The organism is Streptomyces sp. NPDC111507, assembly GCF_055638955.1.
Genome location: NZ_JBVKBU010000024.1, coordinates 92,274 through 111,305 on the forward strand (window position 1 = coordinate 92,274; position 19,032 = coordinate 111,305).

A 19,032-nucleotide genomic window follows, 5' to 3' on the forward strand; every position below is an offset into this window, starting at 1 on the left:
CGAGAGCCTGTCCGCCCGCTGATTCCACTCCGGACCGAGCCACGGATGGGGATGTGATCCTCGCCGAGGCCCGTTCGGGCCGATGAAGCAGCACATGCGATCCGCGGGGCGGCAGGCAGGCGTGGACGAGTACTGGCGGCGGCCTTGTTCGGCGTCAAGTGCCGTCAGGGTGACGGCGAGATTTGCCGTGAGCACTCATCGTGCTGACTGGTCGTGTCGGTGTGCGGATTGCGTGCCGCGATGACGGTGAACAGGGCGGCGACGAGGGCAAAAGCGCCGTAGCCGAGCGCGATCTTCGGCAGCGAAAAGGCGTTGGCCAGTTGGCCGGTGATGAGGCTGGGAATGGTCGCGCCGCTGTAGCTGAGGAGATACACCACGGCGAAGATCGGTGCCCGGTCTGCCAGGCTGCTGCCAGACAGCAGGCTGCGGGTGGTGCCACTGATGGCGATGCCCTGACCGGCCCCGGCGACGATAGTTGCGGCGATGAACAATGGAAGTGCACCGGTGGCGATCGCTGTGATGATGCCGATCCAGCCGGCGAAGAAGGCCGCCATGCCGATGCGTTGAGCTCCCGCCGGTGTGAATCGGCCACTGAGGGGAGCGCCCAGAGCACTGGGGGCCATGTAAGCGGCGAACACCAGGCCCAGGACGAGTGAACTGTGCGTGCGAAGCTGGTCTTCGACCAGCGCGGGCACGAAGGCTTGGTAGAACGCCCCGGTAGCCCAGGTGGACAAGAGGACTGCAGCCGTGACGGCGAGCAGATGCCTGACCCGGACCGGTACGCGGACAGTGGGCTTCAGTGATCGCCACGCGCCGGGGACGGGGGCTACGGTGTCCGGGCTGATGGCGATGAGCACGGTGGACAGCAGGAGCAGGCCGACGGAAATGAGGTAGATGAGGTCGCGTGGCCAGGGGCCGAACTGGACCAGGGCACCGGAGGCGATGGCGCCTATGGCAAGGCCGAGCATGACTGTCTGGCTGGACGCGACGGAGGCCAGCCAGGCCGGCTTTGCGGGTGCGGTGTCGACGATGTACGCGGTGAGGCTGCTGCTGGCCAACCCGGCACCCAGACCCATCAGGAGCCGGCCGGCGATCAGGACGCCTATGTGGTGCACGTTCAACAGCACCACGCAGCCCAGCACGAGCAGGCCGAGGCTGGCGAGAGCCGTGGGCCGCCGACCCACATGGTTGGACAGCCGTCCCAGTACCAGCAGCGTGCTGATGGTGGCGGCGGAGTAGGCGACGACTGTCATCGAGATGCCCGCGTTGGTGAACCCGTCCTGGGCCCGGTAGACGTTGAACAGGGGGATCGTCGAGCCCACCGCGGCAAACGCGGCCGCCAGGGAGAGCACCGCGGACAGGAATGCCAGCCGGAATGTTCTGCCCTGACGATCCTGATTCGGCGCTGGGGCCACATTGTGCATCAAGCAGTGTCCTTTTCTCGTTCTGAATCAGGCAGCGCACGGCTTCTGTCGTGGGCGGTGACAGCCGGCCCCGCGACTGCTGGCTCCTGCGAGCTCCGTCTTCGCGTCACGGCTGTGGTTCGCCCCGTAGGTTCGCCTGGCCCGTCGATCATGCAGTAACGGGACTGTTTCGTCCAGACTGAGGCACGCGTCATGCTCCGTCAAACACGCCCCTTGCCCTCCGCTCGCCAGCGCTTCCGCGCCAGGCTCGATTAATGTCGCCTTTTGACTGAGTAAATGGTGATCGGGTGCGTCTGTACGCGGGACTACCTGCCATCACCCCGTAGTGCTTCCGCCCTCCCATCTTTGGACTCTGACGTCCACTTTGAGGTTAGGGTGAAGGTAGTGAATCGAGGGCCGAGCCGAGATCGCAGCAGCCCGTTGGATTGGCCGGCTCTGGTTGGACGGACCGTGCCGCGCAGGCAGGGAAGCGGAGACAGGGAGGCGTCTCGTGAAGGCGATTGTGGTGACGGATCAGGCAGCGGGAACGGCCGGGATGACGCTGACCGAGCGTCCGGAGCCAGAGGCCGCGGGCAACGACGTGCTCGTTGAGGTTCACGCGTCAGGTTTCACCCCAGGTGAGCTGGAGTGGCCCTCGACCTGGGTCGATCGTCTCGGCCGTGACCGGACGCCATCGATCCCCGGCCATGAGGTGGCCGGGGTGGTCAGCGCTCTCGGCTATGGCACGAGGGGGCTGTCGGTCGGACAGCGGGTGTTCGGACTGGCGGACTGGACGCGTGACGGCACTCTCGCGCAGTACCTGGCCATCGAGGCACGTAACCTCGCGCCGCTGCCGGGCGATGTCGACTTCACGGTGGGTGCGAGTCTGCCGATCTCTGGCCTGACGGCCTGGCAGGGACTGTTCGTGCACGGCCGCTTCCAAGAGGGGCAGAGCGTTCTCGTGCACGGCGCAGCCGGCGGCGTCGGCTCGATGGTGACGCAGCTCGCCCGCCAGGCCGGCGCCTACGTCATCGGAACCGGACGCGCCGCCGACCGGCAGGCCGCGATGGAATTCGGGGCGCAGGAGTTCGTCGACCTCGGCAACGACGCACTGGAAGACGTCGGCGGCGTCGACCTGGTCTTCGACGTGATCGGTGGCGATATCGGGAAGCGGTCGGCGGGGCTGGTGCGAGCAGGCGGGATGCTGGTGACCATCGCCGGCCCGACCGAGACGCAGCCTAGGGACGGCCTGGCGGTCGACTTCGTCGTCGAAGCCGACCGCGCACAGCTGGCTGAGATCGTCCAGCGAGTCCGGGACGGACGTCTGCGCACGAACATCGGCCAGGTCGTCACTCTCGACGACGCCGTTTCCTCTTTCAACCCGGCCGAGCGGGTCAAAGGCAAGACCCTCGTTCGCCCATGAGGCCACCGCACATGCCCGGACACAACCAGCAAAGGACCACCCCGCATGACCAGCCCAACCGAGCCGAACCGCTCGACCGTCGGCGACGTCGAGAGGGCAGACCCAGGCCTCCCCGCTCAGGATCAGGCCGTCGTCATCGACGATGCCAGCGATAATCCCCCTACTCCCGCGTTCGACGTCGTCAACGACGAGAAGACCGGTGTCTACGAGGCCAAGGCCGGGGACACAGAGGTGGCAGGACTGACCTATAAGGCCGCCGGCGAGAACCGACTCGTGCTGCTGGCCACCTCAGTGTTCCCCGAGTTCCGCAACCAGGGGATCGCCACCGAGCTGATCCGACGCGTCCTGGACGACGTGCGCGCGCAAGGAAAGACGGTCACCATCACGTGCCCGATCGTGCGCACCTTCATCGAGCGCAACCCGGCGTACGCCGACCTCATCGACCCCGAGCACCCGGGAGCCAAGAGAGTCACACCGGTCCTAGACCAGCCCTTCAGGCTTCCCCGGGGAGAAGGTATGACAGTGACGACGAGCGTCGAGGCCGAGGCAGCTGCCCGGGAAGAGAACAACGCGACGCTCATCGCCGCATTGGACAAGACAGGTCTCGGCGAGGTGGAGTCGAGCTGGGAGCTTGATGTCATCAATGACACGGAGCGCAGCCGATGGTTCGCGGCTATCGGAGACGAAGCGATCGCGGAACTCTCGTACCGGTTCGTTGGCGGCCGCGTCGTGTTGTTGACGACCTGGGTCGACCCCGCCTACCGCCACCACCGGGTCGCCACGGAGCTCATCGCGCGCGTGTTGGACGAGATTCGCCCAACCGGAAAGAAGATCACCGTCATCTGCCCGGTCGTGGGTGAGTTCATCGCCCGCAACCCGCAATACCGCGATCTCATCGACAAGGTCCATCCGGGTTCCGGCGCCTACCCCAGCACAGACCCGCAGGCGGGGCGGACGACCAGCAACAGACCGCTGCGTTCGAGAACGACCTGACATAGCCGCCCGGCATCCGTACGCGGTTCGACCCGTCCAGCGTGCACGGACCCGGCCGCGGATGAACAGCGGCGCTGTCGCTCACCGGGCAAGGTAAGCCGCCGCAGGCAAGACCTCCACCGACCTTGCCGAGGCCGCGGAAAACAGGGGACGGATCTCCAGGATCGGCGACGACCAGCCTCCTGCGTTTGCGCACGCCCAGGCATCCTTCATCCCGCCGCGAACTCGCAGACCCGGCAGTCTCGCGCAAACGCGCCTCGGAAGCGGTTCCGGGGCCGCATGGTCCTACGACAGGCAGCCCCGGCCGGTGTCGGTCCCGGCCGGGGCTGCCGATGACGCGTCCGAGGGACGGCCGGACGAGCCGGGTCACCGCGTAAGCCGCAAGAAGAGGGCGTTGCTCGTCGGGTTCGCCGCCCGGCCGCAGGGGTGCGCTCAGGCCTCGGATCATCTCCTCCACCTCGTCGAACAGTCGCTGGAGTTGCTCCGGCAGCGTGCGGGACATGCTGATCTCGACGTGACGAAGCCACTCCGGCCTCAACGTCGAATCGCACTCATCAGGGTCCGTGAAATCCACCGACCGGCGAGGTCCGCGCCACCCACATTCGCAGACAACCCGGAGCCCCTGAGCCTGCCGCCGCCCCTCGCTGCCGCCGTACTTGAAGGTCCATGCCCAGTTCACACGCTGTTTCTAGGCCTCTTCCGCCCCCTCGAACGTGTCGCGTGGCGCATCCACCGATGGAAATGTCGATGACCGTGCTGATGTTCTTTAGATAACGCGCGAAGTGAACGATTGTTAGCGGTACTTGCGAGGCAGGCGAGCCGCGAAGTGTGCCGTGCGATCCGGTCGACGACGACGTTCTGCTGCTCAGGGGCGGCCACGCTCACGGCGAGCGGGATACCGAGCGGGAGCAGCACGGCCGCCATCAGGACAATGAGCAGCAGGGCCGAGACCGGGTTGCGCAGCTGGTGCGAGGCGTCGGCGACGAAGGCACGCTGCTGCTCCAGGATGTCCTCGACGTTGTCCGCCATCTCGTTGTGGTGCTACCGGTCCCCTCTCAACTGGTGCGCCAGACCTCGCTGATGATCTACTCCTGGCGGAAGACGACTCCGGGGTGCTCGGTGCGCTTGCGGATCTTGCCACAGACCTCGCACCCGTCCTAGTCGGACAGGCCAAGGTCGAAAAGGGGCTGACGGTTCCTTCTTGGACCAATGCTTGGAGAGTCTCCTCGCCGCCGCGGGCGAGGGTGATATCGAAGCCGCGCCTCGCCAGTACCGCGGACAGAGCGACGGCGACATGGTTGTCGTCCTCGGCGACCAGCAGACCCGCCAGCGGAATCCCTCGGCGTCTGTGGGCTCGGGGTGGCAGGATCGGCCGATGGCTGTTGATCCGTTGCTGAAGCAGGCGCAGGGCGTATGGGAAACGCTGGCTGCTGTGCCGGTGTCGTTCCCGCTGGTGGGGGGCTTGAACGTGGTCACGTCGCCCGCCTCGCAGCTGGCTCCGCCTTCATGGGCCGGAATTGTGGTGCTGGGTGACTCGGCCATCGTCACGACGCCGACCGGCAAGGCTGCGCAGGTTCTGCGCCGGGTCCTGGCCAGGATGCCGACCAGCTCAATGACGTCTGCCGAAGCCGTTCGGGCTGTATTGCCGGTGAGCGAGGTGCTGGGTCCGGCGGTCTTGGGATACGTGTCACGTGACGGCTTCCGCCCGGTGCCGGCTGACCGTTGCGTTGAACGGCTTGCCCCCGGGCATCAGGACCTGACGACGTTGGTGAAGTTGGTGCCGCCCGAGGACGCCGGGGAGAGCGGGATGGACGAGATCACCTCCGCTGCGTTCGTCGTGCGCAAGGGCGCGGACGTGGTGGCCGCGGCGGGGTTTCAAGTCTGGCCCGCGGCAACCGCCCATCTGTGCGTGCTCACCACACCAGGAGAAAGAGGCCGCGGGTTGGCGCGACAGGTCGCTTCTGCGGCGGTGGCGCAGGCACTCACCGACGGTCTGCTCCCGCAATGGGGCGCCCGCCCGATGGCCTCCCGCAACGTCGCACGGGCGCTGGGATTTCGCGAGCTGGGAAGCCAGCTGAGCCTCCGCTTGGACCAGGAGGAGCTTCGCCTGGAAGACTGACCAGAGCGTGTCACCGTGCGGCTGCGTTCTTCTGCGCCTTGGTGCGGGCGAGGCGGTAGAACTCGGTTCCGGTCTCGATGATGGTGGCGTTGAACGTGAGGCGGTCCACGATCGCTGCGCAGAGCCGAGGTGGGGCCACTTCGCCCCGTCACCACCCCTCAATGCACCCGCGTGCCCCATCAACTGGGGCCGCTCGAAGCCAACATGCCGGGGCCGCTGAACAACGTCACAGCCACCTTGTGTCCCGGCGCCATGAGGCGGTGGATCTGATCGGCTGTCGCCACCTTCAGCCCCCCCAGGGCAGCCAGCACGTGACCGCGCACGCGCTCGTCGAACCGTACGGGTACGTCCCTGATCCACCCACCCCTGCCCCGCTCCCCTCTCGTCGTGCAGCACCCGCTGCACGCGGACCGGCCGCGCCGGGCCGCACCGGCCAGGTGACCGGCCCCGGAACCCTCGCCCCGGCACCCTGCCTGCTCCCCGCCCGCCCCATCAATAACCAGGGAGAGCAAGAGGTGACGGAAAGAGGGTCGTCGAGATCGCTGATCGGGGCCCGCTATGGGAGGTGACCTGTATAAACAGCAGGCACGCCAGCCCCCGTGCCGGTAGGGGAGCTGGTAGGGGAACGGTAGGGGACAGCGGTAGGGGGAATAGAAGCTTGCCCGGCCCCCAGAGCAGGCCAGTGGGTGTGTTCCTCGATCGACCGCCGGACGCAGGCCAGGATCTGCTCCTCCCGCACGGTCAGATGGGCAGGACGCCGATTCACCGCTGTGCATCCAGGGCGCGGGCCTGGCTGCGCAGTTCCCTGCGCGCTGCCGGCATCCGGCCGGACCCCGACCAGAACGGATGCCGCCAAAGACGGGTCGACAGCATCAGCAGACGGCGACGGAGCACCGTATCCGCCGCGGGCGGGGAGCGGCGAGAGCGTCGTAGGTGCGGTTCCAGGCTGCCTCCGCCGTCGGCGGCCGCGGTCCGGGGCGCGGATCGTGACTCCAGCGGCATCACGCAGCGGCCTGTCGGGACCACAACGGTGCAGGGCCAGACTGTGTGCGGCCGGGGCGTGCGGGTTCGGACCGCTGATGTGCGCCCCGGGCGCAGGAGCCGGTCCGGCTCACATGGCGATGGTCTTCGTCTCCAGGTACTGGGCCAGCCCGACCGTGCCGAACTCGCGGCCGTACCCGCTGTGCTTGAACCCGCCGAAGGCGCCGTCGTAAGTGGCCGGGGCGCCGTTGACCGTCAGCCAGCCGGACCGCAGCTGACGCAGAACGGCGAGGCCGCGCTCCTTGTCGGCCGTCCACACGCCCCCGCCGAGCCCATACTCGGAGTCGTTGGCAATGCGTATCGCGTCGTCCTCGGTGTCGAAGGGGATGACGACCAGGACGGGGCCGAAGATCTCCTCCCTGGCGATCCGCATGCCGTTGTCGACGTCGGCAAAGAGGGTCGGGCGGACGTAGTAACCGTCCGTGAGCCCGTCGACGTCCCCGGCACCGCCGGTGACCAGGCGGGCACCTTCGGAGATGCCGAGCTCGATGTAGCTCCGCACCCGTTCCCGCTGGTCGGCGCGGACCATCGGGCCGATGAATGTCTCCGGGTCCGCGGGGTCGCCCACGGTCAGGCCCGCGACCATGTCCCTGAGCGCGGCGACGATCTCCTCGTAGCGGCTGCGTGGGGCGAGGATCCGGGTGTGCGCGACGCAGTTCTCGGCGTTGTTGCCGAGGGAGAGGGTGCTCAGTCCGGCGATCGTCGTGTCGAGGTCGGCGTCGTCGAGGATGATCGAGGCGGACTTGCCGCCCAGTTCGAGGCTGACCCGGGTGAGGTTGGCGGCCGCGGCTGCGGCAATTGTGCGCCCTGCGGCGGTGGACCCGGTGAACGCGATCTTGTCGATGCCCGGGTGGGCGACCAGGTACTCGCTGGTCTCGCGGCCGGCGGGCAGGACGCTGACGACGCCGTCGGGGAGGCCTGCCGCGTCGAAGACCTCCGCAAGGACGAGGGCATCCACGGCGGTCTCCGGGGACGCCTTGAGGATCACCGTGCAGCCCGCCAGCAGGGCGGGGACCATCTTGGCCAGCGCGGACTGGTGCGGTGCGTTCCACGGGATGACCGCGGCGACCACACCGACCGGTTCACGGCGCAGGAAGGTGCGGGCGCCGCCGGCCGCTCCCACCTCCTCCTCCCAGTCCAGCGCTGCGGCCGCTGCGAGGTACGCCTCGTTCTGCTGCGGGATGCCGGTGCTGTGCAGGTAGCGGGTGAACCACAACGGGGATCCGTTCTCCGAGGTCACCAGTGCGGCCAGTTCCTCGGCCCGCTCGGCGTGCAGTTCGGCGAAGCGGTTTACCACGGCCTGCCGCTCGTGCGGGAGCATCCGGGGCCACGGTCCGTGGTCGAAGGCGGCGCGGGCCGCGGCGACGGCGCGGTCGACGTCTGCCGGTACGGCGTGGGGAGTGGTGCCGACGAGGGCGCGGTCGTGGGGCGAGCGCACCTCCAGCGTCTTGGCACCTGCCGGTGCCTGCCACCGGCCGCCGATGTAGAGCTGATTGAACGTGATCACGATGATTCCTCCAAAGACATGCACCAATAACGGTCCAGTGGACCGATAATGAAAGTAACAGTCCACTGGACCTTTAACAAGCGGCCAGTGGACCGCTAAACTTCGGCTCATGGCACACGAACAGGACTTCCAGCGGGCCCGGCGACCCGAACAGCAGGAGCAGCGGCGCCGCGACATCCTGCGCGCGACCGAGGCGCTGCTGGCCGAAGTCCCCGTGGAAGAGATCAGCCTCCGCGAGCTCGGCAGACGGCTGGATATGTCGAAGACCAGCCTTGTGCGGTACTTCGAGACCCGCGAGGGAGTCCTCCTCGCCCTGCTCAACCGCAGCCGCGAGTCCTGGCTCGACACGCTGGAGGAGCGCCTTCCCGGTTTTCCGGCCGACCTCGACGCGCTCCTCGACGTCTGGGCCGGGTCGCTCGCCGAGCATCCCGTTCTGTGCCGGCTCTGGAGCCTGCTGCCCTCCGTACTCGAACGGAACGTGTCCGCCGCGTCGGTCCACGGCTACAAACTGACCGACCTCGAACACCGCACGAGGCTGGCACGCATGCTCGCCGACCGGACAGCCACACTCGACGAGACGACAGCACTACAGCTGACCCGGCTGGCCGTCATGGGGCTCGTCGGACTCTGGCCCTTCTCCGACCCCCCGCCGGCCGTGGTCGAAGCGATTTCCGACCCCGCACTGACCGACTCCCGGATCGATTTCCCGACGGAGTACGCCGAATTCCTCAAGGTCGCAGCCGCCGGACTGCTGGCCCGCGCGGGCACCGCAGCCGACGGATAACGAGACAGGCACATCGGACCGGTCCGGTCGATCGCCCGGGGGCGGACAACCGGTCGGCCCGCGACGGGCCATCGGCCATCCCGGACATGCGAAGCCTCTGCAGCGGTCACGGACCGCTGACCGGATGACCGGGGGGTGTGAAGACAAGGGGAACCAGCCCTTCCCAGTACATCAACCCTCTGCTCACACGCGGTCCCGGTCTGATGCCCCCGTTGAAGCCATCCGCCGAGCAGGGCACCCCCGGCACCGATGACGGCACCGCCCAGACCACTGATCAACCCGACCAAAGTCTCCGTCTGCATGCCGATCATCATGTCGACGGAAACCATGGTCCGTCTTCCCACTTGCTGACCTTGGAACTTGGAGGTCTACAGCACTTCGATCAGGGCGTTGTCCTCCCACTGGTCGACGACTTCGAGGTAGCCGGCGAGCACCTTGGAGTGCGGGGCCCATCCGCCCTGCTTGGCGATGACGATCTGGTCGTGGCCCTTCAGTCGGGAGGACGTCGCGAGTCCGCGGCGGGGGCTGTGGCCGGTGAACCGGATCTCGATTCCGGCGCGTTCGCCGGCGCGGGTGACAACGTCGTCGATGGACTCGGGCTGGAGCCCGCCCTTTATGAGGGTGTGCCAGCGGGGCGTTGTCACGTTGTTGGGTGCGTGAGCTTCTGACCGTGCGTCGGAGCGTGGTGGGGCCGGGTTCCGACCCCTGCGCTCAGGGTGCGGCGGGCAGGCGGGAGGCACCGGTGATCTGCTCCCAGATCGCGAAGCGGATGGTCATCTCGGCTCGGTGGTAGGGGGCGTTCATCAGGTGGCGGCGGAGCCGGAAGTGGGGTGAGATCCCGCTGAACGCGGACAGGAATCGTTGTGCCCCGCCGGCGGAGCGGAAGCCTTTCATCGCGCGTTCACGTTGCCTCGTGGGCTGGTGGCTGTTCTCGGCCCGGTTGTTCAGGCCCTTGTGGGAGCGGTGCTCGACGGAGGGCATGACCTCGCGGTGGGCAGCGCGGTAGGAGCGGAGCTTGTCCGTGACGATGACGCGGGGCACCGCACCGGTCTTCTTCAGCAGCGTGCGGAAGAAGCGCCTGGCCGCGGCCTTGTCCCGGCGGCTCTGCACGAGGATGTCGAGCACGTTGCCATCCTGGTCGACCGCCCGCCACAGGTACCGCTGCTCGCCGTTGATCTTGATGAAGACCTCGTCCAGATACCACTTGTCGCCAGGCTGGGGCCGCCGTCGGCGCAGCGCCTTGGCGTAGGCCTGCCCGAACTTCACACACCACCGCCGCACCGTTTCGTAGGAAACGATCACGCCGCGCTCGAGCATCAGCTCCTCGACCTCGCGGAACGACAACGGGAAGCGGAAGTACAGCCACACGCAGTGGGAGATCACCTCGACCGGGTACCGGTACCCCCTGTACGACGGCGACGCGCTTTCCACGGACGACCCCTCCCAGCGTGATCAACCAGAAGATCATTCCACCCGGTCAGCCAACGTGACAGCGCCTCTTTACGTAGTCGGTGCGAAAGGGGCGCGTGGGGACCGTACTTGTGCGCCCCCTGAGCAGCGGTGCGACCGCCGTACTGATCGGTGTTCCTGCGGTATCGCCATGGTCCGTGGCAGAGATACGGTGGGAGCGGGTCTGCTGGGGTCCGGTGCCGCGCAGGGGTGGGGTCGGCGCTGGTGAGAGTGGCACGGAATCGGACAGTGATTCGGTCGAAGCCGAGCATGTTCGGTCTATTTTCGAACCGTACGGCTTCGTTCGGGGGACCCGCGGGACCTGGAAAGGACCGCGTGCGGGCGTCTGTACGATGACGACTCTCGACAGCGCGGCAGCACCGTTCAACGTCCATGAGAGCGGCGGCTGTTGACGCATCGCCCGAGAGGATCGGGCGGAACCATCTGGTCCGTTCTCCTCGGTGATACCTCCTCTTCGTCTGCGACCTCGGGCGATGACCTACCCAAACATGATCACTATGCGTTGCCGTTCATGAGTCGGGAGTCACCGGACAGCCGCTCGGACCATCAGGAAAGGGTCTGAGCGGGCGTGCCGGATGATGCGGGTCATCGATGCAGAACTTGCGATCTCCTGCACCGAGGCGCCGACGGGCGCCGTCAACTGTCCGAAGGGCCTTGAGCGATGAGTTCCAATCCTCCTCTCTGTCCGTCCCCGAAGGGGGACAGCTCCTCCCAGACCACGACTGAAGGCGCCCCGGCCGTCAGCGCGGCGATCGGCGACGCCGGCCTGGCCGCCAAGGTGGACGAGGCGATCGTCGACGACCTGGTCGACGAGGTCGACGAGGTCTTGGAGGCGGAGAGCAGCCGGAGGTCGACGACCTGGTCGACGCGGACGGGCCCGGCATCAACGCCGACGCGGCCCCGGAGGCGGAGACCGGGCCGGAGGGCGACGGCCTGATCGACGTGTCGCGCCGCAGGGAACTGATGCACGGCCTGTTTCACCAAGTGCGGTTCGAGCTCTGCGACGCCTTCGCCGACCCGCGGTGCAATATCACCCGCTTCACGATGGACGCCTTCACCCAGGTCCTGCCGAAGCTTCCCGCGGACGTCAGCAACACGGAGGCCTACGAAAAGCTGATGGACGTGGCCGTGCAGCTCGCGGCCGATGACCGTCCGCGTTTTGAGAACCTCCGCGGCATCTCCGAGATCCAGTTCCTCTCCCTCCAGGTCCTGTACGGCTTCAAGTTCACGAAGGGCCACGACGAGTTCCGGGCCTGGCTTGCTGCCGTCGACGACCTGCCGGAGAAGGAGGGGGCGGTCTTCCAGATGATCGCCTTCTATGGGTGGAAGAACGCGGACACCGCCTCGGTGCTGAACATCAGCGAGGGGCAGGCCAGCAAGCTCATGGCCCGGGCCAAGAAACAGTTGAGGGCGGCCACCGGCGTCCCGGTGGAGGAGCTCAGGGAGAGCTTCTTCGACGTAGAGATCGCAAGGAGGAACCAGAAGCAATGACCTTCAACCACCTTACGTCGGACCGCTTCAAGGCGCGCCCGATCACACACGTCCGGCCCCCAACGCCGGAACAGTGGCAGGACGTCGACCTCCCGTACTTCGAGGCCATCGAAGCCGAGATCAAGCGACAGGCGAACGGCGGCGCCCCCAACGACGCCCCGTGGTCCTCCGCCCGCTACTTCGACACCGTGCCCCAGAACGGGGCCGCGGGGCCGCGCGTCTTCGCCGTTCTCCGGCACCTGTCCGGAGAAGCGATCACCCGCCTGATCGTCATGGGACATCTACTCCGCAACCGCGTCACCGGCCCGAAGCCCACACCTGCCGCAGAAGCTCACACGTGCCTCCCCGCGGGCAGCTGCACCCACACCGTCGACCAGAACATCGACCTTCATACCCGTACACGCCCGAAGGAGAGCACCATCAGCCCGTCCGACCGCGGCAACACCGTTCCTGAAGAACAGGGCTACATCGCCGCTCTATGCAGGTGACACCACACAGCAAGCCGCCGCTCCCATGGCCTCGACAACCCGGAGCGGCGGCACCCGGCGCCTCACCCGCCAACAGGAGGGCAAAGCAACCGCGGTCCAAGGGTTGCACACAACTGTCCACCACGAACCGGTCCTGACGAACAAATCACACCCCCGCGCGCCCGGCCCCCACCCGCTCACCAGCGCGCTGCACCACCCGCATCCGCACCCCTTGAACACGAAGGCAGACCCGCATGTCGACCAACGGCACCGCTCCCAAGAAGACCACCGCGAGCTCCGCGGCCGCCAAGAAGACCACGGCGAAGAAGACGACCGCGAGGCCGGCAAAGAAGACCACCGCCGTGCCGAACCCGCGGCCCGAGCCCGTGGCCCCTGCCGTACCCGACACGCCGGACGAGGCTCAGGCGACGGCCAAGGACGACGACTCGGTCGCCCAGCAGTTCCTCAAGTTCCTCGCGGAACGCCGCAGGCGCCGCCAGCTCCTCGCCCTGAAGATCACCTGCTACGTGCTGGTCGGCGCCTTCCTGTCCTGCATCGGCCTCACCATCTGGCAGTTGACGATCCCCTCCATGCTCGCCACCGTCTACGCGGCACTGGCAGGCGTCTTCGCCACCTCCACCGGCATCTGCTTCACGATCTACCACCACCGCCGCAAGACCCACCAGGACGACCACGGCGACTGACACAACACCGCGACACACCAACAGCGGAGGGGCAGCACAGGATGCCTGTGCGGCCCCTCCGCCATGCCCGCGGGCCCCAGTTCAGAAGACCGTGAACTACCCTCCCCCGGCGCCGCCGCCGGGCCTGTCTCTATGCGCCCAGTTTCGTCGCGTGCTTCGACGGAGCCTTCTTCATCGCCTTCTTCACGGTCTCCTTCGCCGCCGTGGAGGCGAGGGACCCGGACGCGATCCGGACCGCACTCCCCGCGAGCCGATCGCGGGCAGCATCGCCGCGGACCGGCTCGCCGAAGCGCTCGGCACACCGAACCAGGCTGGCGAGCGGGCGAACGTGACCGCGTTCGAGGAGTGGGCCGAGTTCGAAGAGCACTTCGGCAAGCGCAGCTGCCGAGGACGCCCTGCGCTTCCTGGACATCGGACAGGACGTCGCCTGCTCCGTCACCACCACCGCCTCCGGCAACCTCTCCAGTGGCTTCGTTCACGTTCAGCGACAGCGTTTATCGACGAGTTTCAACAGCGATTGGCGGTCGGCCGGCTCGCGGATGTTCACGAGAAATGACGTCACTGGGACCAGCGCGGCTCGTCGCTCCAGCGGGGAAGCAGAGCGCGGAACGGGGGCGAATACCTGTGTGCGGCCGGTCTCGTGTCACGGCAGGATGGGCGGATGGAGCAACCACTTGACGTGCCCGAACTCGCTGCTGGTGCGGGGTTCAGTCTTCGGCCGTGGCGCCTTTCGGATCTTCAGCTTGTCCGCGAAGCGTCCGAGGACGATTACATCCCGTTGATCACGACGGTGCCCTCGCCCTACTCAGAGTCGGCAGCTGTCGCGTTCGTCGAGCGGCAGTGGGGTCGGGCGACCGCGAGGACTGGTATCCGTTTGTCATCGTGAACGCTGATGGTCGGCCGGCCGGAAATGTGGGGCTGTGGCTGAAAGACCTGGCGCAGGGCCGGGCATCGTTGGGCTACTGGGTTGTTGAGTCGGCGCGTGGGCAGGGGGCGGCCGTGGCCTCGGTCGGCGCCGTCGCCGACTGGGCCTTGAGCAAATTGCGGATTCCTCGGCTTGAGCTGTATGTCGAGCCGTGGAACACCGGTTCCGTGCGCACTGCCGAGCGCGCGGGGTTCCAACGTGAGGGGCTGCTGCGGGGCTGGCAGCAGGTGGGGGCCGACAGGCGGGACGTGTTCATGTATTCGCTGCTGAACGGCGAGCAGTGATGTCGCTGGGCCTGCCCGCTGTTCAGGCCGACAGGACCAGCGCGATGGGTGAGACGCGGACGCCGGCTCAGCTGGCCTTGGCGGGCTCCTCGGCGCGTACCCGGGTGCTGGCGAGGCGGTAGGAGTCGGTGCCGGTCTCGATGATCGTGCCGTTGAAGGTGAGGCGATCAACGATGGCTGCGCAGAGGCGAGGGTCGGTGAAGGTCTTGGTCCAGCCGCCGAAGGACTCGTTGGAGGCGATGGCGACGCTGTTCTTTTCCTCGCGTTCGGTCAGGACCTGGAAGAGTAGTTCGGCGCCGTGGCGGTCGATTTCCATGTAGCCGAGTTCATCAATCTATGCGGATATCGGCATAGATCGACCTATGCCGAGCGGGGTGTCAGCGTGGCTGGCTGCAACCGGTGAGGGGTTTGCTTGTTCGGCATAGTCGCGGCGCTCTGCTGCTGAATGGCTGCTCGGCTTCTGACACACTGGTGCCATGACAGTGCAGCGAAAGGACCATGCCGCGTAGGCGTCCTTCGGACCTGCGCTCGGTCCGCCGGAGGTTCGCGGTTGAGCGTGGGCGATACTCGAAGATCGGTCAGGTTTCTGGCTCGGCGCAGGCCGAGATCATCCGTTTGGAGCGAACTCGCTTCGCGCCCGGTGACCTGGGCAAAGCCCTGGCTGCCTGGAGTGAGTTGGCGCATACTCCGCGACGGCGTTCGCCTGACGTTCGCACCGGCTGCGGTGAACCGTCATGCTGTCCACCGGAGCCGGACGAATGGCGGGAGCTCCTGGAGATCGCCATACATGCCCTGCCTTCGAAGTCCGCGCGCGAGCTCGCCCGCATCGCCGGGCGTCTGGACAGCAGGATTCTCGATCACCCGGCCTTGAGACACACCGTTTCACCGTGCGGTCGTTGGTGGCATTTCAGTCGGTGGCCGTGGGAGGACTGACTGCGATGGCATTGAGCCGGGGCTCACCCCGCAGCCAGGCCGATCGACGTCACAGGCGGTCGAGGAAGGCGAGGATCTTGTCCGTGGGTTGGTAGCGGCCCGGGCGGGCGGTGACCGGTGCGGTGAGGGCGAGGGCCTTCTCCTTGATGGTCATGTCGGCGTGGACGTAGGCGTCGGTGGAGCGGACCCCGGCATGGCCGAGCCAGAGCGCGATGACCGTGGTGTCGACACCGGCCTGCAGCAGCGACATGGCGCAACTGTGCCGCAGGACGTGCGGGTGGATGCTCTTGTCCAGCAGGGACGGACAAGTTTGCGCGGCGGCCTGCGCGTGGGTGCTCAGGCGCTGTGCGACGGCGTCGCGACTGAGGCGCCTGTCGGCGTACACGTGAACGTCCCCACCCGCGTACGGATGAACATCCCCAGTTCTTGACGTGTTGAGGGGCAGTGTTCGGCACTCTGCTGCATGTCGGTGTGGGTGACGAAGGGGGCGGCGGTGGTCTTGGATCCACGTCGCTGGTTGGAACTGCGGCGTTTTCGTGGCCTGTTGGAGTCCGGGGCGATGAGCCTGTCGGAGATTTCCAGGGAGACCGGGCTGGACCGCAAGACTGTCCGCAAGTACCTCTCGGGGCCGGTCCGGCGACTCCGCCGCGGCGGTCGACGAACGGGCGGTCGTTGGTGAGGGTGATCGACGAGTTCGCGCCGCTGATCGATTCGATGCTTCGGGCAGAGATCTTGATGAAGGCCGCGGTCATCCACGAGCGGCTGGCCAGGGAGTACGGGTTCACGGGCAACTACCAGCGGGTCAAGCTCTACGTTCAGGAAGCCCGTCCGAGGGTCGCCGAGGAACTGGGGATCACGCCGCGGGAACTGGCGGGCATGCACCGACGGTTCAAGGTGATTCCGGGGGCCCAGGCGTCGCCCGCGAGCGGGATGAAGCCGGCCGCTCCGAGGCCGACCCCGAGCGCGTCCTCGTCCACGGCGGAGCGACCCAGGTCCGCGGCGTCGCATCCGGCGCCGGCCACGGGAACCCAGCCGCTGGCCATCAGGGCGATCTCACCGGCCACGCCCCACGATGGTCCCGTGGCGGTCCCCTTGTAGTCGGGGTCCGGAGCCGTCCCCGGGCTGGGGCTGGGTGTCGCGGTGGACGGTGCGCCGCTGCCGTACTTCACAGTCGGCAGTGGGCTCGGGCCGGTCTTGAAGTGGACCCTGTACGACACATGGCTGCGGGTGGTGTTGACGGTGAGGGCCAACGACGAGCCGTCGGGATAGTTGTAGTGGTAGGTCTTGGTGTAGCTCCAGTCCCAGCCGTTCCTGCTCTTGGTCCAGGTCTCGGTACCACCGTTGCAGGAGCTGGAGGCACCGCCGCACATGCCGTCGGGGCGGAGTCCGGTGGGGTCGGCGAGGGTGACGGGGGTGTTGTTGGCGTAGGTGTAGCCGTTGAGGGATTCGTGGTCGTCGGGGGCGAGGACGGGGTCGACGGAGAGGAAGCGTCCGGTGGCCGGGTCGTACTCGCGGGCGCCGATGTGGGTGAGGCCGGTGTCGGCGTCGGTGGGTTTGCCGAGGAAGCCCTTGTCGTCGGGCCAGGCCGGCGGTGTCGCGCCGCGGGTTTCGCCGAAGGGCTTGGTGTAGCGGCGTGTGACGGCCTGTGTGGTGGCGTCCGTACGGCCGGAGCCCTGGTCCGTCCCGACACCGCGCGCTGGCAGGCCGCCGTCGAAGCCCACGTGCGCGCGATGGGCTTTGACGCTGTAGTGGAGTCCGCGCTCGCCGACCCCGACGACTTCCGCGCCTACCGGGCCGCCGGCCACCGGATCGAGGTGGTAGCGCTGGCCACCGCGGAGGCCCTGAGTCAGCTCTGGATCGTGGACCGCTACCTCACCGAGACCGCCGACGGCGGCGGGCGGTACGTGTCGTGGGAGAACCACGACACCTGCGCGAAGGGCTGCTCGCCACGCTGGCCGTCATCGAGACCGAGCAGCTCGCCGACCGCGTCACCGTCGTACGGCGCGACGGCACTGATCTCTACCAACGAGCTCACCCCCCAGGGCACTTGGAGGCGCTGCCCGGCTGCTGAGCGGGTGCTGCGGGCGGAGCGGGTGCCGAATCTGCGGCTGCCCTGGGTGGTCAGCTGAGACGCGGGTGGTCGGCCGAGAGCTGAGCGGGATCGGCCGCCCGGTACGGCAGCAGGGCCCGGACCGCGCGTCGCGGTCCGGGCCCTGTCCCGTGCGGTGCCGCCCGACGGCGGCGGTGCGTCAGCTCTGTGCGGTGTCGGGAAATTCGTTTTCAGCGAGCGGCACCGAAGATTCACTCAAGGGATTTGTTCTTTTCGGATTGATAGAGAGTGGTCGCCCACGGCTCTCCGTCGAAGAATGCGTCCCAGAAACCCGGTGCCCCCCATCCTGAAGGGCCCAAAGTGATTTCACCTCGCGTCTTCACGGAGATGACCCAATGGGGCGGAATACGGCCGTCGACCACCTCGAAGAGCCGGGAGTCGTAGAGTCCGGGCGTCTCGTCACGGACAGTCTCGAACCGGAACAAGTTCTCACCGTCGGCTATCGAGAAGACCTCCAGAACCGAATACTCACGACCTTCCCGGAGTCGGCTGGCCCCCTGGGTGATCGGGATAGAGTACTCACTAGTTCCCTTAAAGCGAATCCTCACTACTGGCCACCCCCGATCACACTAGGGAACTTCACCTTATAGTCATAAACGAGAACTTCGCCAGTTTGTTGGTTCATGTAGAAGTGGGCCTCGAAATTTATTCCATTAGGAGCTTGATGTCTCTCGGTCGAGTACTTACCCCACTGCCCCACGCCTCCCCGGTCCTCGAACAGTTTCGTCACCTTGGCATTCTTCATCTGGCTCCCGCGTTGAATCCTAACAGAGTTCTTTATTGCCTCCTCCGTGAGTGACCCATCCTTGTTGAACAGCGAACCGGCCGATTCCCACCGGAGTGCATCTTTCAGACGGATGCCGTTCACCACGTTCTCTGCGCTGTCAGCCCCCTTGGCCGCCCGGCTCGCGCCCGCTGCGCCGTTTTCGCCATCTTCTATCGAAAATCTTCCGCCGATGGCCAGCGTGCCGCCCAGGAAACCGTTGTTCCTTCCCGCCTCGTAGAGACTCGAGTCAGTATCCGCCCCCGCCCAAGCCGCCAGTTTATCGGTTGCCTCGGGGTGATAATGGCAGAAATCTGAGATGATCCAGCAAGGCGGATTTATGAGGTCGGTGGCCGCCATCATGCCGTCGGCGAAGCCGGCCACATGACTCAGGATGTTTGTGAGACCGAACTTCTTCACAGGGACCGGGTCGGGACTGTCCTAAAGATTGCGTATGCCCTGGTGTGACCCATATGGCATGAGGTGCGTCCTCTGCCGGGAAGGATCACCGATGGGGTTTAAGGGCGAGTCGCCCCGCGAGAGCATCGTACGAACGGGGGCTGAGTTGGCGAGAGCAGCCGAGCTGGATCGGGACATGGCCGCGCAGTTGGTGGA

19 protein-coding genes and 4 pseudogenes are annotated in these 19,032 nt (G+C 67.0%); 10 read left to right on the plus strand and 13 right to left on the minus strand.

Features of this window, described 5'->3' with window-relative positions:
- Positions 1-164: 164 nt before the first annotated feature.
- Positions 165-1,424 carry an MFS transporter gene (locus tag ACZ7M2_RS48070; RefSeq protein WP_471600661.1) on the minus strand — a complete coding sequence of 420 codons (1,260 nt, stop codon included), beginning with the start codon at positions 1,422-1,424 and terminating at the stop codon, positions 165-167.
- A 490-nt stretch (positions 1,425-1,914) separates the two neighbouring features.
- On the opposite strand from ACZ7M2_RS48070, the gene ACZ7M2_RS48075 reads away from it, so the two are divergent.
- On the plus strand, positions 1,915-2,826 hold the full coding sequence (locus ACZ7M2_RS48075; protein WP_471600662.1) for an NADP-dependent oxidoreductase: 912 nt from the start codon (positions 1,915-1,917) through the stop codon (positions 2,824-2,826).
- 45 nt (positions 2,827-2,871) lie between these two features.
- Positions 2,872-3,819: a GNAT family N-acetyltransferase gene (locus ACZ7M2_RS48080; protein ID WP_471600663.1), complete on the plus strand. Its 948-nt coding sequence runs from the start codon at positions 2,872-2,874 to the stop codon at positions 3,817-3,819.
- A 675-nt stretch (positions 3,820-4,494) separates the two neighbouring features.
- On the opposite strand, the pseudogene ACZ7M2_RS48085 reads toward ACZ7M2_RS48080, so the two are convergent.
- Positions 4,495-4,854: pseudogene (locus ACZ7M2_RS48085) on the minus strand (histidine kinase dimerization/phospho-acceptor domain-containing protein); the annotation flags it as partial.
- A gap of 125 nt (positions 4,855-4,979) precedes the next feature.
- A pseudogene (locus ACZ7M2_RS48090) lies at positions 4,980-5,140 on the minus strand (DNA-binding response regulator); the annotation flags it as partial.
- A gap of 54 nt (positions 5,141-5,194) precedes the next feature.
- Here ACZ7M2_RS48090 and ACZ7M2_RS48095 point away from each other — a divergent pair.
- On the plus strand, positions 5,195-5,938 hold the full coding sequence (locus ACZ7M2_RS48095) for a GNAT family N-acetyltransferase (protein ID WP_471600679.1): 744 nt from the start codon (positions 5,195-5,197) through the stop codon (positions 5,936-5,938).
- 10 nt (positions 5,939-5,948) lie between these two features.
- Here ACZ7M2_RS48095 and ACZ7M2_RS48100 read toward each other — a convergent pair.
- Positions 5,949-6,068: pseudogene (locus ACZ7M2_RS48100) on the minus strand (IS21-like element helper ATPase IstB); the annotation flags it as partial.
- A gap of 981 nt (positions 6,069-7,049) precedes the next feature.
- Positions 7,050-8,486, minus strand: a complete 1,437-nt coding sequence (locus ACZ7M2_RS48105; RefSeq protein WP_471600664.1) for an aldehyde dehydrogenase — start codon at positions 8,484-8,486, stop codon at positions 7,050-7,052.
- A 109-nt stretch (positions 8,487-8,595) separates the two neighbouring features.
- Here ACZ7M2_RS48105 and ACZ7M2_RS48110 point away from each other — a divergent pair, with 109 nt between their 5' ends.
- Positions 8,596-9,270, plus strand: a complete 675-nt coding sequence (locus ACZ7M2_RS48110; RefSeq protein ID WP_471600665.1) for a TetR/AcrR family transcriptional regulator — start codon at positions 8,596-8,598, stop codon at positions 9,268-9,270.
- A gap of 368 nt (positions 9,271-9,638) precedes the next feature.
- On the opposite strand, the gene ACZ7M2_RS48115 is transcribed toward ACZ7M2_RS48110, so the two are convergent.
- Positions 9,639-9,914: a site-specific integrase gene (locus ACZ7M2_RS48115; protein ID WP_471600666.1), complete on the minus strand. Its 276-nt coding sequence runs from the start codon at positions 9,912-9,914 to the stop codon at positions 9,639-9,641.
- Between the two features lie 67 nt (positions 9,915-9,981).
- Positions 9,982-10,701, minus strand: coding sequence for an IS6 family transposase (locus tag ACZ7M2_RS48120; protein ID WP_471600667.1), 720 nt, complete (start codon positions 10,699-10,701; stop codon positions 9,982-9,984).
- 700 nt (positions 10,702-11,401) lie between these two features.
- On the opposite strand from ACZ7M2_RS48120, the gene ACZ7M2_RS48125 reads away from it, so the two are divergent.
- The 4 genes from ACZ7M2_RS48125 to ACZ7M2_RS48140 all read left to right on the plus strand — a co-directional run bounded on the left by ACZ7M2_RS48125 (position 11,402) and on the right by ACZ7M2_RS48140 (position 13,402).
- Positions 11,402-11,677: a hypothetical protein gene (locus ACZ7M2_RS48125; protein ID WP_471600668.1), complete on the plus strand. Its 276-nt coding sequence runs from the start codon at positions 11,402-11,404 to the stop codon at positions 11,675-11,677.
- Between the two features lie 26 nt (positions 11,678-11,703).
- Positions 11,704-12,231 (plus strand): RNA polymerase sigma factor, encoded by a 528-nt coding sequence (locus tag ACZ7M2_RS48130; RefSeq protein WP_471600669.1) that lies wholly within the window; start codon positions 11,704-11,706, stop codon positions 12,229-12,231.
- A complete protein-coding gene (locus tag ACZ7M2_RS48135; RefSeq protein WP_471600670.1) occupies positions 12,228-12,719 on the plus strand; it encodes a hypothetical protein in 492 nt (163 codons plus the stop codon). Before ACZ7M2_RS48130 ends, ACZ7M2_RS48135 begins: the two co-directional genes overlap by 4 nt.
- A 233-nt stretch (positions 12,720-12,952) precedes the next feature.
- On the plus strand, positions 12,953-13,402 hold the full coding sequence (locus ACZ7M2_RS48140) for a hypothetical protein (protein ID WP_471600671.1): 450 nt from the start codon (positions 12,953-12,955) through the stop codon (positions 13,400-13,402).
- A 130-nt stretch (positions 13,403-13,532) separates the two neighbouring features.
- Here ACZ7M2_RS48140 and ACZ7M2_RS48145 read toward each other — a convergent pair whose 3' ends face one another.
- Positions 13,533-13,769, minus strand: coding sequence for a hypothetical protein (locus tag ACZ7M2_RS48145; protein WP_471600672.1), 237 nt, complete (start codon positions 13,767-13,769; stop codon positions 13,533-13,535).
- Positions 13,770-14,242: 473 nt separating this feature from the next.
- On the opposite strand from ACZ7M2_RS48145, the gene ACZ7M2_RS48150 reads away from it, so the two are divergent.
- The gene (locus ACZ7M2_RS48150; protein ID WP_471600673.1) at positions 14,243-14,611 is read left to right on the plus strand and encodes a GNAT family N-acetyltransferase; all 369 of its coding nucleotides are present in this window, start codon (positions 14,243-14,245) and stop codon (positions 14,609-14,611) included.
- 67 nt (positions 14,612-14,678) lie between these two features.
- Here the strand turns inward: ACZ7M2_RS48150 and ACZ7M2_RS48155 are convergent.
- The 3 genes and pseudogenes from ACZ7M2_RS48155 to ACZ7M2_RS48165 form a co-directional block, all read right to left on the minus strand.
- Positions 14,679-14,945, minus strand: a pseudogene (locus tag ACZ7M2_RS48155) (ATP-binding protein); the annotation flags it as partial.
- Between the two features lie 648 nt (positions 14,946-15,593).
- A complete protein-coding gene (locus tag ACZ7M2_RS48160) occupies positions 15,594-15,929 on the minus strand; it encodes a tyrosine-type recombinase/integrase (protein ID WP_471600674.1) in 336 nt (111 codons plus the stop codon).
- Positions 15,930-16,359: 430 nt separating this feature from the next.
- A complete protein-coding gene (locus ACZ7M2_RS48165) occupies positions 16,360-17,265 on the minus strand; it encodes an RHS repeat-associated core domain-containing protein (RefSeq protein ID WP_471600675.1) in 906 nt (301 codons plus the stop codon).
- Between ACZ7M2_RS48165 and ACZ7M2_RS48170 the strand changes: the two genes are divergently transcribed.
- Positions 17,218-17,673, plus strand: a complete 456-nt coding sequence (locus ACZ7M2_RS48170) for a zeta toxin family protein (RefSeq protein ID WP_471600680.1) — start codon at positions 17,218-17,220, stop codon at positions 17,671-17,673. The two genes, ACZ7M2_RS48165 and ACZ7M2_RS48170, sit on opposite strands and share 48 nt — an antisense overlap.
- 172 nt (positions 17,674-17,845) lie before the next feature.
- Here ACZ7M2_RS48170 and ACZ7M2_RS48175 read toward each other — a convergent pair whose 3' ends face one another.
- Both ACZ7M2_RS48175 and ACZ7M2_RS48180 read right to left on the minus strand, forming a co-directional pair.
- A complete protein-coding gene (locus ACZ7M2_RS48175; RefSeq protein ID WP_471600676.1) occupies positions 17,846-18,202 on the minus strand; it encodes a hypothetical protein in 357 nt (118 codons plus the stop codon).
- Positions 18,202-18,837, minus strand: coding sequence for a hypothetical protein (locus ACZ7M2_RS48180; RefSeq protein ID WP_471600677.1), 636 nt, complete (start codon positions 18,835-18,837; stop codon positions 18,202-18,204). Before ACZ7M2_RS48180 ends, ACZ7M2_RS48175 begins: the two co-directional genes overlap by 1 nt.
- Positions 18,838-19,032: the final 195 nt, after the last annotated feature.

Excerpts from the sequence above, each read along its gene's own strand:
- ACZ7M2_RS48110 (WP_471600665.1), top strand. The coding sequence starts at position 8,596 with ATGGCACACGAACAGGACTTCCAGCGGGCCCGGCGACCCGAACAGCAG.
- ACZ7M2_RS48135 (WP_471600670.1), top strand. The coding sequence starts at position 12,228 with ATGACCTTCAACCACCTTACGTCGGACCGCTTCAAGGCGCGCCCGATC.
- ACZ7M2_RS48125 (WP_471600668.1), top strand. The coding sequence starts at position 11,402 with ATGAGTTCCAATCCTCCTCTCTGTCCGTCCCCGAAGGGGGACAGCTCC.
- ACZ7M2_RS48140 (WP_471600671.1), top strand. The coding sequence starts at position 12,953 with ATGTCGACCAACGGCACCGCTCCCAAGAAGACCACCGCGAGCTCCGCG.
- ACZ7M2_RS48095 (WP_471600679.1), top strand. The coding sequence starts at position 5,195 with ATGGCTGTTGATCCGTTGCTGAAGCAGGCGCAGGGCGTATGGGAAACG.
- ACZ7M2_RS48070 (WP_471600661.1), bottom strand. The coding sequence starts at position 1,424 with ATGCACAATGTGGCCCCAGCGCCGAATCAGGATCGTCAGGGCAGAACA.
- ACZ7M2_RS48080 (WP_471600663.1), top strand. The coding sequence starts at position 2,872 with ATGACCAGCCCAACCGAGCCGAACCGCTCGACCGTCGGCGACGTCGAG.
- ACZ7M2_RS48130 (WP_471600669.1), top strand. The coding sequence starts at position 11,704 with ATGCACGGCCTGTTTCACCAAGTGCGGTTCGAGCTCTGCGACGCCTTC.